This window comes from Paenibacillus sp. FSL R5-0908, assembly GCF_038006245.1.
In the GTDB taxonomy this organism is placed as follows: domain Bacteria; phylum Bacillota; class Bacilli; order Paenibacillales; family Paenibacillaceae; genus Paenibacillus_AQ; species Paenibacillus_AQ odorifer.
Map to the genome: position 1 here is coordinate 799,196 of NZ_JBBOUV010000001.1, position 14,409 is coordinate 813,604.

At 46.6% G+C, this 14,409-nt stretch carries 11 protein-coding genes; 7 read left to right on the top strand and 4 right to left on the bottom strand.

Annotation, left to right across the window (positions count from 1 at the left end):
* Positions 1 to 27 precede the first annotated feature (27 nt).
* Both def and MKZ09_RS03680 read left to right on the top strand, forming a co-directional pair.
* Entirely contained in the window at positions 28 to 579 is a 552-nt protein-coding gene (gene def / locus MKZ09_RS03675; RefSeq protein WP_036679906.1) for a peptide deformylase, read from the top strand.
* Positions 580 to 747: 168 nt separating this feature from the next.
* Positions 748 to 1,368 (top strand): hypothetical protein, encoded by a 621-nt coding sequence (locus MKZ09_RS03680; protein ID WP_076106047.1) that lies wholly within the window; start codon positions 748 to 750, stop codon positions 1,366 to 1,368.
* A 550-nt stretch (positions 1,369 to 1,918) separates the two neighbouring features.
* Here MKZ09_RS03680 and MKZ09_RS03685 read toward each other — a convergent pair.
* A complete protein-coding gene (locus tag MKZ09_RS03685; RefSeq protein ID WP_076207520.1) occupies positions 1,919 to 3,235 on the bottom strand; it encodes a glutamate-1-semialdehyde 2,1-aminomutase in 1,317 nt (438 codons plus the stop codon).
* A 124-nt stretch (positions 3,236 to 3,359) separates the two neighbouring features.
* Positions 3,360 to 4,406 carry an LCP family protein gene (locus MKZ09_RS03690; protein ID WP_036679863.1) on the bottom strand — a complete coding sequence of 349 codons (1,047 nt, stop codon included), beginning with the start codon at positions 4,404 to 4,406 and terminating at the stop codon, positions 3,360 to 3,362.
* A gap of 105 nt (positions 4,407 to 4,511) precedes the next feature.
* Between MKZ09_RS03690 and bcp the strand changes: the two genes are divergently transcribed.
* The 4 genes from bcp (at position 4,512) to MKZ09_RS03710 (ending at position 11,562) form a co-directional block, all read left to right on the top strand.
* On the top strand, positions 4,512 to 4,979 hold the full coding sequence (gene bcp, locus MKZ09_RS03695) for a thioredoxin-dependent thiol peroxidase (RefSeq protein WP_076186308.1): 468 nt from the start codon (positions 4,512 to 4,514) through the stop codon (positions 4,977 to 4,979).
* 123 nt (positions 4,980 to 5,102) lie between these two features.
* Complete coding sequence (locus MKZ09_RS03700) at positions 5,103 to 9,386, top strand: 2-hydroxyacyl-CoA dehydratase (RefSeq protein WP_256719285.1); 4,284 nt, start codon at positions 5,103 to 5,105, stop codon at positions 9,384 to 9,386.
* Between the two features lie 215 nt (positions 9,387 to 9,601).
* Positions 9,602 to 10,045, top strand: a complete 444-nt coding sequence (locus tag MKZ09_RS03705) for a MarR family winged helix-turn-helix transcriptional regulator (RefSeq protein WP_076207518.1) — start codon at positions 9,602 to 9,604, stop codon at positions 10,043 to 10,045.
* Between the two features lie 5 nt (positions 10,046 to 10,050).
* The gene (locus MKZ09_RS03710) at positions 10,051 to 11,562 is read left to right on the top strand and encodes a DHA2 family efflux MFS transporter permease subunit (RefSeq protein ID WP_076138424.1); all 1,512 of its coding nucleotides are present in this window, start codon (positions 10,051 to 10,053) and stop codon (positions 11,560 to 11,562) included.
* An 86-nt stretch (positions 11,563 to 11,648) separates the two neighbouring features.
* Here MKZ09_RS03710 and MKZ09_RS03715 read toward each other — a convergent pair whose 3' ends face one another.
* A complete protein-coding gene (locus tag MKZ09_RS03715; protein WP_052096752.1) occupies positions 11,649 to 11,954 on the bottom strand; it encodes a zinc ribbon domain-containing protein in 306 nt (101 codons plus the stop codon).
* Between the two features lie 95 nt (positions 11,955 to 12,049).
* Complete coding sequence (locus MKZ09_RS03720) at positions 12,050 to 12,991, bottom strand: helix-turn-helix transcriptional regulator (protein WP_076207515.1); 942 nt, start codon at positions 12,989 to 12,991, stop codon at positions 12,050 to 12,052.
* A 150-nt stretch (positions 12,992 to 13,141) separates the two neighbouring features.
* Between MKZ09_RS03720 and MKZ09_RS03725 the strand changes: the two genes are divergently transcribed.
* The gene (locus MKZ09_RS03725) at positions 13,142 to 14,404 is read left to right on the top strand and encodes an MFS transporter (protein WP_076207512.1); all 1,263 of its coding nucleotides are present in this window, start codon (positions 13,142 to 13,144) and stop codon (positions 14,402 to 14,404) included.
* Positions 14,405 to 14,409: the final 5 nt, after the last annotated feature.

A 14,409-nucleotide genomic window follows, 5' to 3' on the forward strand; every position in this document is an offset into this window, starting at 1 on the left:
AAATATAATGCTGAATATGTCATCACCATGGATGATATAGTGCGGGAGGGCCATCCCGTACTTCGTACCGTAGCACAACCAGTGGAGCTTCCATTACAGGCAGAAGATCGTGAGGCTTTGCAATGTATGCTTCAATTTTTGAAGAACAGTCAGGACCCGGAGATTTCCGAAGAATACAAACTGCGCTCTGGCGTAGGTCTGTCGGCGAATCAAATCGGACTGGAGAAGCGTATGTTCGCGATGTATCTTACAGACGAGAGAGGGCGGGCTGTAGAGCATGCTTGGGTTAACCCTAAGATCATAAGCCACTCCCTGTCTATGGTGTACTTACCAGAAAGCGAGGGCTGTCTGTCCGTTGATCGTCCCGTGCATGGCTTTGTACCCCGGTATGAAACCGTGAAGGTGAAGGGTTATGATCTGGAGGGCAAGGAGGTTGTCCTTAAATTTAAGGGCTACCAAGCTATCATCATCCAGCATGAAATAGACCATCTCGATGGGATTATGTTCTATGACCGAATTAACAAGGAGAATCCGTTTAAGCTGCCTCAGGGCGTGGAGATCCGGAACTTATATGAGTAGGAGAGTAACTCTGAATTAAAAAGCGGGCGACCTTACAGCGTAAAGCTGAGGGTCGCTTTTTTTTACCTATCGGCAAGACTGTGATATTTCAAATATTTTACAAATTAATCGAAAGGATGTACCCTTACAATTAATGGATTTAAATTAGTAATAAGAGGAGGGCGTTAAATGAACTGGAGCAGAATGCCAATTAGAGGATTCGCCAACGAATATAATGATGAGGTTAAAAAGATTGATGAGCAGATTTTGAGTCTGATTCAGGAACGTAAAGCTATAACAGGCAAGAAACGATTATCCCCTGATAGTAAGCTACTTGAGGAATGGGCAACTAGATTCGAGATGAACACTACTCAGATTGTGCAGCATTTGCACCTTCTGAATGAAGCTGTACCCAGAAGACAATATTGGGAAGAGCCTGGTTTATTGCTGGGAGTGCTTCCGATTGTAAAGCGGACGGTCGTTGAAGAATGCGAGTATATACTTACGCATGCTATGCAGTATGAAGCCTTCAGCATAGTTACTGTGGAAATTAAATATTTAAAAGAGGCTGTAGGACATATTCATCTTCGAACGGCTTTAACGCTTGAAGTGGCGGGTGAGAATGAATATGAAGTGCAGCCGCATGGTGGTCATGGAGGTGGAGCGCATACACAAATGCAATTCTTGGTCGCCCCAACGCTGCCGGAGCATCTGGAGGGTGTAGAGTTTTCACTGGTCCCCGGGAGCGAGCAAATGTTAAGACCGTTAATGACTGAGATTACGTTGGACAAGCAGGTGGATTTTACTTGAGAGCAGTAGAATATTTGGATTTTCAAACGCTGTTAGCGGATGAAATCCGTAGATAAAGTGTATTTGAGCTTTTTGCGGTGTGAGCTACAGAGTTATTAGGGAAAAACTCCCTGAAAATAACCTATATTCTCTGTAAATGAACAGAATTAGGGATTTTCTCCCTAAAAAACGGGGTAAGTTCCTTGTTTTCCACTAAATTAGCTAAATTATAGGGAGGATTTCCCTAATTATTAGTTTAATGACCAGAAATCCCTGAATTTAAGGTACAATTTCCCTAATTATCTATCGAAGCTCCCTAACCCTTGTACTAAACACAGAGAATGTCCGGCGACACCTGTTACGCAGCATATAGAAATTGACGCTTGAGATCGGCTGGCTTAAGCTTGCCACAAGCTACAAATGCAGGCCGTGGATGAGTATAAATGCAGAGCAGCGATCCTCCAATAAAGGAGAATCGCTGCTCTGTTAACTTCTGCGGTTATATGGGACAACGCCTTGATCTATGCAGCTGTTATTCAGCTTATAGAGTACTGCGTTTCATAATCCATTCTTATTTCTCAGCCGCCATAGCGCGGAAGGATTCTTCAGCTGCGATAAGTGTAGCATCGATATCTGCATCAGTATGTGCTGTGGTCAGGAACCAAGCTTCGTATTTCGAAGGGGCAAGGTTAATGCCACGGTTCAGCATATGCCGGAAGAAGCTGGCGAACAATTCGCCGTCTGTATCCTGAGCCTCATCATAATTCGTAACCGGATGATTACAGAAATGAGTGGAAAACGAACCACGGATGCGGTTGATTGTCAGTGGAATGCCATGACGGTCTGCAGATGCTTGAAGACCATCGGCGAGGCGGATTGCAAGCCGATCCATTTCTTCGTATACACCCTCTGCACTCAGAACCTCTAAACAAGCAATCCCTGCAGAGATAGACGCAGGATTACCAGCCATTGTGCCGGCTTGATATGCCGGTCCAAGTGGAGCTACCTGTTCCATAACATGCTTGCGGCCGCCGTAAGCGCCGATAGGTAGGCCGCCACCGATGATTTTGCCAAGTGCAGTAAGGTCAGGAGTAATGTCCTCATGATTATCCAGCCCTGCATAGGTTTGTGTAGAACCATAATGGAAGCGGAAGGCAGTAATGACTTCGTCATAAATAACAAGGGAGCCATTATCGTGAGCCAGCTTGCAAAGTCCTTCGAGAAAACCAGGCTTAGGCATCACCATGCCGAAATTCCCTACAATCGGTTCAACCATAACAGCTGCGACATCTTCGCCCCATTTCTCCAGCGCCTCTTTCAGGCTGTCCAGATCATTAAAAGGAACGGTAATTACTTCCTGGGCGATACTGCTTGGAACACCGGCACTGTCTGGAATTCCAAGTGTAGAAGGTCCGGATCCTGCTGCTACGAGCACCAGATCGGAGTGGCCGTGGTAACAGCCGGCGAATTTTACGATTTTGCTGCGTTTTGTATAGGCACGGGCTACACGAATCGTTGTCATAACCGCTTCGGTTCCGGAATTGACGAAACGTACTTTATCCATAGATGGAATGGCTTCTTTTAGCATTTTAGCAAGTTTAATTTCGAGCTGGGTTGGGGTTCCGTAAAGAACACCATTTTCTGCTGCTGTAGTAATTGCTTTGGTAATATGAGGGTGGGCATGGCCGGTAATGATCGGTCCATAGGCTTGGAGATAATCGATATATTCATTGCCGTCTTCATCCCAGAAGTGAGATCCACTGGCGCGTTTCATAAATACAGGTGCTCCGCCGCCAACGGCTTTGAAGGAGCGGGAGGGGCTATTTACACCTCCAACGATATGCTGGAGGGCTTCGTGATAAAGTTGTTCAGATGTGGAACGATTCATAATGTGATCATCCTTTCGATTGTTGGTGCTCAAGGGAACGGGCGAACAACGGTGTTTTCCGTTATCCGCCCGTATTATACCAAGTCACTGCTTTGTGTACATGTGAACTTTGCTTGTCAGGCCCTTAATTGGTCCCGCCAGAACTGCTATTGGAGGTGTTCTCCGATGTAGGGGTTGGTGTTGGCTCAGGACCATTTAGGGTATCCTGTATAAATTCTTTTAGCTTCTTTTCGCTACGAATTCCGATAACCTGTGATCCGTCACTTGTAGTCTCCTCGGTGAGCAGATCCATTGGCGGAATTTGCTCGCTGCCACCCATACTGCTATTATACCCTACGCTTGCCAGCTTCCACATATCATTAACTGACATATTGGTTTCAATATAAGGCGTAACCTGCGACAGGATATTTGGCAGCTTGACAATGGAGGTGGTGCTGATCAGCTTATCAGCCACAGCCTTGAGAAAACCGCGTTGGCGCTCGGTTCGAGTGAAATCGGAGGTAGCGTCATGCCGAAAGCGAACATATTGTAGCGCCATGTTGCCGTCAAGATGCTGATATCCTTTTTTCAGATCAATATCATATTCCGGACCGTCTGCAACGGTTTTGTAGACCATATCTTTTTCGACTTCATAATCCACACCCCCAACGGCATCAACCAGCTTGATGAATCCTTGGAAGTCCGTGTAGACATAATATTGAATTGGGATACCGAGCAGATCGCTGACGGTCTGCATCGCAGTATTAGGTCCATAAATAATCGCTGTATTAATACGTTTTTCGCCATGATCTGGAATCGGAACGTAAGTATCTCTCAGTATTGAAAATACACTGATTTTCTTCTTCACAGGGTCAAGAGAAGCGACGAGCATTGTATCTGAACGGGGGATTTCCCCTTTCTTCACACCTCGGGCATCTACACCCATTAATAGGATATTAACAGGCTCTGTACCTTCCCACTTAGGAGGCTCAGGGGTGTCGACATCAACGGTCTCTGCATTTTGAAAAGGTGAATCTTCAGTATTCGACATGCTACCAAGCTCATTGTAAATGGTTGTAATGTAGAAAATGGCCCCACCGATAATAAGGAGGAGTATAATGGCCAGCGTCCAAAGCAGCGGTTTCTTTTTTGACTTACCAGTCTTTGCGTGCCTTTTCTTTCTAGGTGGCATTTCTCGTTCTTCCTTTCGCATTCACGTTGACTACATTATAATTTCTTTTGGGGATACGTGCAATTTAGGAATAATTCCCCAATCTTAAGAAGGAGTGGATATATCTTGATCGAAGTAGCTATTGGACAAAAAGTACCCAATTTCACCCTTCCCTCTTCCAATGGGCATGAGGTTAGTTTGAGTGATTTCTTGGGCCGAAAGGTCATCTTATATTTTTACCCTAAAAATATGACACCAGCCTGCACGCAGGAGGCCTGCGAATTTCGTGATGCTTTTGATCAAATCACGGCGGTAGGTGCGGTTGTTCTGGGCATTAGTCCGGACTCTTTGGCATCACACGCTAAATTTACAGAGAAGCATAGTCTGCCCTTTCCACTGCTGTCTGATGAGGATCATAAGGTAAGTGAAATGTTCGGCGTATGGCAGCTCAAGAAACTTTATGGCAAAGAATTTATGGGAATTGTGCGATCTACTTTTCTGATTGATGAGCAGGGGATATTAGTGGAAGAATGGCGGAAGGTACGGGTAAAAGGGCATGTTGCAAACACGATAGCAGGAATAAGCGAATCATAAATTTTACTAATTACTTTTTATAGATGTCTATTACATTTTTAACAGCTTATATAAGGTGTTGTCATGATATAGTTTCCTCATAATTGCTTCAAATTTGGAGCAAGAAGAGGTGGTGGAGTGATAATGCTGCATATTGGGCTTGATATCGGATCAACTACTGCTAAATTAGTTGTCATAGAGCGGGACATCATTGTTTATCAAGACTATGTAAGACATTATAGCGATATTAAAAAAGCGGCCCTCTCTCTTCTGTCTGATGTACGCGACAGATTCCCAGAGAGGGGAGCTAGGCTTACTGTAAGCGGTTCCTCGGGTTTGTCTTTATCCAAATTAGGTGGAGTTCCCTTTATTCAGGAGGTGATAGCCTGCACGAAGGCGATTAGTGCGCTGATCCCGGAATGTGACACGGCGATTGAACTGGGTGGAGAGGACGCTAAGATAATATATCTTCGGGGCGGCATTGAGCAGCGTATGAATACAGCCTGCGCGGGCGGAACGGGAGCGTTCATCGATCAGATGGCAGCGCTGCTGCAGACCGATCCGGCAGGCTTAAATGTTTTGGCGGAGAAGCATGAGCGAATTTATCCCATAGCTTCACGCTGTGGTGTCTTTGCCAAAAGCGATGTACAGCCGCTGCTTAATGAAGGAGCGCGCCGGGAGGATGTGGCGGCTTCGATCTTTCAGAGTATCGTTAATCAGACGATTAGCGGTCTTGCTTGTGGACGTCCGATTCGAGGGCGGGTGGCTTTTCTTGGCGGACCGCTGACCTTCCTGCCTGCCTTGCGGCAGCGTTTTGCGGAAACGCTGGAGCTGGCGGAGGAGGATATCCTGTTCCCGGAACGCTCACAGTATTTCGTGGCAATTGGAGCTGCGCTCTCCGAAGCTGATCCAGTCGTATTGCCACTTTCGAGCTGGATCACGCGAATTGCGGCAGTTGATTTTACTGCGGATCGAGCTGCGGATGCTGAATTGCCTCCGCTTTTTGAGAATGCCGCTGAGCTTGCAGAATTTCGGCTTCGTCACGGTAAAGCCTCTGCAGCGAGATCAGATTTAGCCTTATATCGTGGGCCCTGTTATCTAGGGATTGATGCCGGCTCAACCACAACTAAACTCGTGTTGACCGGCTCCGCTGACGAAATTCTCTATACTTTTTATGGCAGCAACAAAGGTAATCCGCTGCAGTCGGTCAGTGATGCGCTGAAGGAAATCTACCGGGTTCTGCCTGAAGGCTGCCATATCGCAGGCTCATATGTGACAGGGTACGGTGAGGGGTTAATCAAGGCCGCTCTGCGGACGGATGGCGGAGAAGTAGAGACTGTAGCACACTACAAGGCAGCCTCAAAGTTCATGCCAGAAGTAGATTTCATACTGGATATCGGTGGTCAGGACATGAAGTGCATCAAGATCCGTGGCGGTGCTATAGACAGCCTTATGCTCAATGAAGCTTGTTCAGCCGGTTGTGGCTCTTTTCTGGAGAGCTTTGCCTCTGCCCTCGGACTTGGAATCGAGGAATTTGCCAAAACTGCACTCGAAGCGACTCAGCCTGTTAATTTGGGCTCGCGCTGCACGGTGTTCATGAACTCTAAGGTCAAGCAGGTTCAGAAGGAAGGCGCATCATTAGCGGATTTATCGGCGGGTCTTGCCTACTCTGTGATCAAAAATGCTCTGCAAAAAGTAATTAAAATCCGCAATCCGGAGGACTTAGGGCGAAATATCATCGTTCAGGGCGGTACCTTCTATAATGAAGCTGTATTGCGCGCCTTTGAGTCCTTGACGGGGCGGACGGTGGTTAGACCGGATATAGCTGGTGTAATGGGGGCTTACGGCTGTGCACTGATTGCGCGTGAGCAAGCAGGGGGTAACGGATCCAGTACGCTGCTTGGACCAGAGGAGCTTGCCAGCTTTAAATATGAGGTCTCCTCAGGCCGCTGTGGCCGCTGTGGGAACAACTGTGCGCTGACGATCAGCCGTTTTCCGGATAAGAGCTTTTATGTGACCGGCAATCGCTGCGAACGTGGCGCAGGAGTCAAAAAAGAGAAAAATGTCCTGCCGAATCTGATGCAGTATAAATATGAACGGTTTTTTGAATACGAGAGTTTACCGGAAACAGGGGCATGGCGGGGGACCGTAGGGATTCCGCGTACCATGAATATGTTTGAGAATTACCCGTTCTGGCACACTTTTTTCACCAAACTGGGCTATCGGGTGATTCTTTCCCCTAAATCCAGCAAGAAGCTTTTCGAAAGCGGAATGGATACGATTCCGTCAGAATCGATATGTTATCCTGCGAAGATGGCGCATGGACATGTGCAAAGCCTGATCGGTAAAGGTGTCGATTTTATTTTTTATCCAGCGGTGGTGTATGAGAAAAAAGAAGATGAAGCCGCGGATAATCACTTCAATTGTCCAGTGGTCGCCTCTTACCCCGAAGTCATTCGCAACAATATGGATGGGTTAAAGGACAATGGAATCAAGCTTGTCAGCCCATTCCTGACCTTTGATGATATTTCTGCGCTGACCAAAGGGCTGGTGAAGACATTTACCAGCATTCCGCGAGAAGAGATTGCGTCCGCGGTGCAGGCGGGACTTACAGAGGCTGATAACGCCAAAGGTGATGTGCGTACCAAAGGGGAAGAGACCCTTGTGTACCTAGCTGATACTGGAACCAAAGGAATCCTGCTCTGCGGGCACCCTTATCATGCCGATCCTGAGATTAATCACGGGATAGCGGATATGATAACCGGGATGGGACTCGCCGTGCTGACAGAAGATTCTGTCTGCCATCTGGACCACAGCGAAGGGGATGTGGCTGTTGTTAATCAGTGGACCTACCATGCCCGGATGTACCGTGCAGCCCGCCTTGCTGCAGTCCGCTCGGATCTGGAGCTTGTTCAATTGACTTCCTTCGGCTGTGGGATCGATGCGATCACTTGTGATGCCGTACAGGATATTATGGAAAGACATAACAAGGTATATACATTGATCAAAATCGATGAGATCAGCAATCTTGGTGCAGCGCGCATTCGGCTTCGTTCATTGCTGGCGGCAATGCGTGAGCGTGAAAAAGGTAAGGTAGTGCCGCAAAAGCCGCCAAAAGCGCAGGCTAATGTGTTATTTACGAAGGAAATGAAAGAGACCTATACCATTCTTGCACCACAGATGTCGCCTATTCATTTTGAATTGTTTGAACAGGTGTTTCGCGATGCCGGATACCGTCTGAAGATACTTGAGACGACCGGACCTGAAGAGACAGAAGAAGGTCTGAGATACGTTAATAATGATGCGTGTTATCCGGCAATTGTGACGATTGGCCAGATTCTGTCGGCGCTGAAAAGTGGGGAATACGATCCGGATCGTACTGCTGTGATTATGTCACAGACGGGTGGCGGCTGCCGGGCTACGAATTATATTTCTTTGCTGCGCAAAGCCTTAAAGGATTCAGACCTTGAACAAATTCCGGTGATTTCACTCAATGCTTCAGGGATGGAAAATCAGCCGGGTTTCCGTATCAGTCTTAAGCTGGCGAATCGGTTGATAGCTGCCGCTTGTTATGGTGATCTTATGATGCGGATGTTAAATCACTTTAGGCCGCATGAGGTTGTTCCAGGAAGTGCCGAAGATCTATTCCGCAAAGGGATGGAGCGTTGCAAGGCAAGCTTATCCAACTTTTCATTCCGAGAATACAAACGCCTGATTCGTGAGATTGTTGCAGAGTTCTGCAAGCTGCCTGTTACAGGTGTTACTAAACCAAGAGTAGGCATTGTCGGTGAGATCCTGATCAAATTCCATCCGGATGCCAATAACCGCATTATAGAGATGATCGAGGCAGAGGGCGGGGAAGCGGTAATGCCGGACTTCCTGGATTTCATTTTCTATTGTGTATATAATCCGATCTACAAAGCTGAGCAATTCGGCAAAAGCAAACGGCTCGGCTATATCAATCCCATGCTGATCTCTTATCTGGAAATTTACCGTAAGCCGATTAAGGTTGCCCTTGAGGATGCGGGGCTGGCTAAAGGACGGGAGAATATTTATGGTCTTGCCGAGAAGGCCAGCCGACTGGTGTCCGTAGGAAATCAGATGGGTGAGGGCTGGTTTTTAACCGCAGAAATGATGGATTTGTTGGATAATGGTGTGAACAACATCGCCTGTATTCAACCGTTCGCGTGCCTGCCCAACCATATCACCGGGCGTGGGATGATTAAAGGTCTTAAGGAATTATATCCGGGTGCAAATATCGTGGCGATTGACTATGATGCTGGAGTTAGCGTAGTCAACCAAGCGAATCGGATTAAGCTGATGATGTCAATTGCCAGCAGCCAGGAAGAGGCTAAGCCATCTATTTTAAAACTGCCGGATAAGCCTCAGCAGCAGACTTTACCTGGAAGTTCATATAGCTTAACCTGAGCATTGTTCAGACGAAAAAGCGGACCAAGGATCTACCTTGGTTCGCTTTTTTATGCTTTGTGCACTTATGTATGATTTTCATGCTTTTCCTGCAATATAAAAGTACCTTTCAGAAAGTTACAGCAAAATATTGACCGAAATTTAGTTAAGGTGTAAAATAGTACGCATGCGAACTATTAGATGGTCTAACTAATTAATTCTTTGGAGGTGAAGATTTGGAAGATAAGGAGCAGCAATTAGATGATATTTTCTCCTCTTTTCGCCGGATTAGCCATGCCTTCCAGCAGCTGCTGTGGAAGGATGCCGAAGAGCTGGACATTACACCAACACAGTTGATGGTTCTCCGCAAAATATCTGCAAATCCCGATATTGGCATTACAGATCTTGCCGAGCTATTACATTTGGGGAACAGTGCAGCGAGCGGAGTAGTGGACCGGATGGTGAAAGCCGATTTGATCACAAGACAGCGTTCTGAGGTAGATCGGCGTATATACAACTTGGCGATTACTGAAAAGGGCAAAGAGATCAGGGAAAGAAGTAAGCAATCGCTCAGAAGACACTTACTTCCACTATCCAATATACCTGCCAAGGATGCAGGTGAATTACTTAGGATTCATAACGAAATCATTCAGATCTTAGAGCAGGGGAGAGACAAATAGAATTTATGAGTACAATTACAGGTAACGCTGCAGCGGCAACTAAGGGAATACGTAGAGGACCGATTATTGCAGCGCTCTTAATAGGTGCGTTTGTCGCACTTTTGAACCAAACACTTCTTAATGTGGCATTGCCGAGCATAATGGACGATCTAAAAATCGCTACGAATACGGCACAGTGGCTAACAACGGGATTTATGCTCGTGAACGGTGTGCTGATACCGATTAGTGCATTTCTGGTGGAAAAGTTTACGACCCGCCAGCTATTCATCACCGCGATGTCACTTTTTTCGTTAGGCACACTTGTCTGTGGAATCGGAACAGGCTTTGAAATGATCATGGTCGGCAGAGTCATACAGGCGGTTGGCGCAGGGATTTTGATGCCGTTAATGAATATTGTGTTTCTTCGCATCTTCCCAATTGAAGAGCGGGGAAAAGCGATGGGGCTAATGGCGGTAGCCATGATTTTTGCTCCAGCTGTAGGTCCAACGTTGTCAGGGTGGGTAGTTCAGAACTATTCTTGGCGCGTATTGTTCTTTATCGTTCTTCCGCTGGCTATTCTTTCTACCTTGCTAGGTATGAAAACAATGCAAAACGTAGGGCAAACAACCTCTCCGAAACTGGATAAAACGGGTGTTATCCTGTCTACTATTGGTTTTGGGGGATTGTTGTACGGCTTCAGTGATGCTGGAACCGACGGTTGGGGAAGTGCAACAGTCATTACCTGCCTCATTGTGGGTGTGATTGCACTGGCTTTATTCGTATGGAGAGAGCTCAAGGCTGAGACACCACTGCTTGAGTTCCGGATTTTCAGATACAATATGTATTCACTCACGACATTAATCAATATCATCATTACGATGGCTTTATATTCGGGTATGATTTTGCTGCCGATTTATTTGCAGACGATCCGTGGCTTTACGCCAATGGAGTCCGGTCTTATGCTTTTGCCGGGAGCCATTCTAATGGGAATTATGTCTCCAATCACGGGGATTATATTTGATAAAATCGGGGCAAGATGGCTGTCTGTGGTAGGCCTGATTATTACAGTAATTACGACTTGGCAATTCAGCCAGCTTACAGACAGTACGACGTATACGCATATGATTATTACTTACACGGTTCGGATGTTAGGCATGTCGATGTTATCGATGCCGATTGTAACGGCTGGACTTAACCAGCTTCCACAGCGTTTAAGCTCGCATGGTACAGCAATGTCGAATACGTTGCGGACGGTCGGGGGCGCGCTGGGAATGGCGTTGTTCGTCAGTTTAATGACCAATAAGACGAAGAGCACAATCACTGATACGCTTATGAGCGGAACGGTTTCGTTAAACGATAAAGCAGCGATGCTTAAGCTTACGCAAGAGGCTACAATTAGCGGGGTTACGCATGCCTTTAACATTGCTACCTGGATCACTGTAATTGCTTTGGTATTGGCTTTCTTTATTAAAAAGACTTCACCGCAGCCAGACTTCCTGAAGACGGAGGAAGTGCAGCCACAGCAGAATAATCAATAAAAAAACTGGGCTAAAAAAGAATGGGAAAAGGAGCGTCCTAAGAACCGTTATGGTTCCGTAGGGCGCTTCTTTTTGTTGTGCTGCTATTAGTTAGCTGGAGACACAGCTGCAGGATCGCTCCAACGTTTCAAATGTGGCAGCTGCTCGGCGAGAAGTTTACGGGCAACATTCTCATCCATTCCTTCTTCGACCATATAGCCTGTACAAATGTCAGCCATTTCTTGCAACGTGATATTAGGCTGTTTGAATGCGCCATTCTCATAGCAGTACACGCAGTAATCTTCGATCTTGTTGCCATTCTGGTCCGTTCCAAGCAATTCCGCCGTAGGCATTGGCATCCCACAGCTTTGACAAATTTTAAGATCTCCTTGCTCTACATGTTCATGTCCCATATTTAACACTCCTTTAAAGGTATGCAAGCTCTCGAGCGCCCGCTTTAAGTTCAGTATAGAACAATAAACCTGACGGCATTCCGTCAGGTTTATTGTTAGGTTGTATATTTTGCTGCTATGCCTGCTGCAAGCTGCCCCAGCTTTTGCCGAATATGCGGTGGCTCTAAGACCTCTACATGCATCCCGAAGCTTAGCAGGAAACCATACAGCCATCCATCCTCAGGATAGTTGATGTTAACCTTGTGACCTCCATTACCGTCGGGCAGTAGCTCGGTAGAATCAAACCGCTCTTCCGCTAGATGTTTGCTCTCAGCCTTAAACTGCAAAACGATGGGTGTTGCTGTTGTTACGGTTGATCTCTGATAATCGTTGCTCCAAGGCAGCTCGCTTGCATCCACATCTTTTGCAATAAAAACTTGGGTATTCTTAACAAGCTCTTTCATGCGCAACAGCTTAAACAGACGGAAATCCTGACGATTCAGACAAAATCCATATAAGTACCATGCTTGCCCCTTCAGCACTAAAGTATAGGGCTCTACCGAACGCTGGCTAGTCTGACCCGCAGCATCCACATAATCAAAGTTTACGGTCACGCTTTCCTCAAGTGCTTCTTTTAGAGTGGCAAGCTTTTCTTCGAGAATACGTTGAAGACCCCATGGGGAGAAGTCGATGATGAGCTGAGTCGTTTTGCTGCGGAAGGCGGCGGATTGGGAGGGCGGGATTACGCTGCTGATCTTTTCCATGAGCAGCGTATGTTCATTTCCTCCATAAGACGAGACGCTCTGCAGAGCCGTGAAAATATCCGCCAGCTCACGATCCGTCAAAACATTGCGGTCCAGCCGGTATCCTTCCATAAGCCCGATCCCACCGTTAGCTCCCTGATAGGTGACGATAGGAATTCCGGCCCCGTTAATGCTTTCAATATCACGATAAATCGTGCGCACAGATACCTCGAACATATCGGCTAGCTCCTTCGCCTGAATTAGGCGGCGGTTCATTAGCAGGATAACGATAGAGAGCAATCGATCTATTTTCAAATGATAATTCCTTCTTTCCCGGAGATTTCCGTGAAGTAATGCTGTATTTCATCTTAGCAAATCCTTGAAAATAAAGCATTGTCATAAATTAATGATTCGATTAATATCTAATTAGATATATGTATAAATAGATGAAATGAGGTTTATTTTATGGATAATTACTCAGCTGTTGCGATGTTTAGGAGTCATAAGGGATATTCACGATTGTTCACAGCCGGCTTGATCAATGGAATTGGTGATCGTTTTACTAGCGTTGCAGTACTGGCGCTGGTTCTGCAGTTGACGGGATCAGGCATGGCGGTAGGGATTTCGTTAGGGGTGAGACTGCTTCCTTATTTATTTCTGGCCCCGCTTGGAGGCATACTTAGCAGCAAAGTTCCACGCAAATATATCATGATAGCCACAGATATGCTGAGGGTCCCGGTAGCCTTAGCCTTTTTATGGGTGGATGGTGAGGAGAAGTTGTGGTTGTTATATATGGCAAGTTTTTTGCTGGCAGCTGGCGAAGCCATTTACAGTCCTGTTCGTAAGTCCACTATCCCCTTGCTCGTCACCAAAGATTCTCTGCTGACCGTCAACGGACTAGAGCAGTTAATGAGCGGCTGCGTGCTGATCCTTGGAGCGTTCAGTGGAGGGGTGGTGTCGATGTGGTTTGGTCCGGAGGCAGCGTTCATTATGAATGCAGTGTCTTTTTTAATCGCGGCGATGTTAATTTACGGTATCGATTTTCCACTACATACGGAAATGGCGACGGTGGCTAAGAAGGCTACATATTCTCCTGAGGGGGACTTAGAAAAATCCGATAAAGAAGCACAATACGGTCAACTGCGTGCTCTGGGAATGGTAATTGGCGGAAGTCTAACATTGCAGGTCATTTTCGGTTATGAGCTGTTGGTGCCGTTGCTAAATGGTCTGGATAATGTACTGATCAGTGTCTATGCGATACAGGTATTTCACGCGGGGGATATTGGAGTGGGGGCATTTTATGCGGCGCTTGGCATCGGTCTTAGCCTTAGTTTTTTCACCTCACGTTATTTAAAAAAGGGGCTGCTGATTGTAGCCATCGGAGGGCTTTTACTTGAAGGTGTATTATTGATGGGCATCAGTGTCAGCAATCATTTTGCGGTAGCATTTATGTTATATATTCTGCTGTCATTTGCCGGGGGAACGGGGAATGCCTGTCTGGATACGCTTGTTATGCGGGAAACGCCATCTGCTATGCAGCCCTTTCTGTTTGGACTCCTGTCTGCAGTAGGAAATACGCTGCTGGGGTTATCTATGCTGTTCGCCGGGTGGCTATTAGAAGGGGTGGAACCAAGAATGGTAGGGTTTGCTGGGGGAGCGGGATTTGCCATAGTTGCGCTTTTGCTTGCAGGATATGCGGGGGTACGCAGCAAGAAAAAACGCATTTAAAAAGG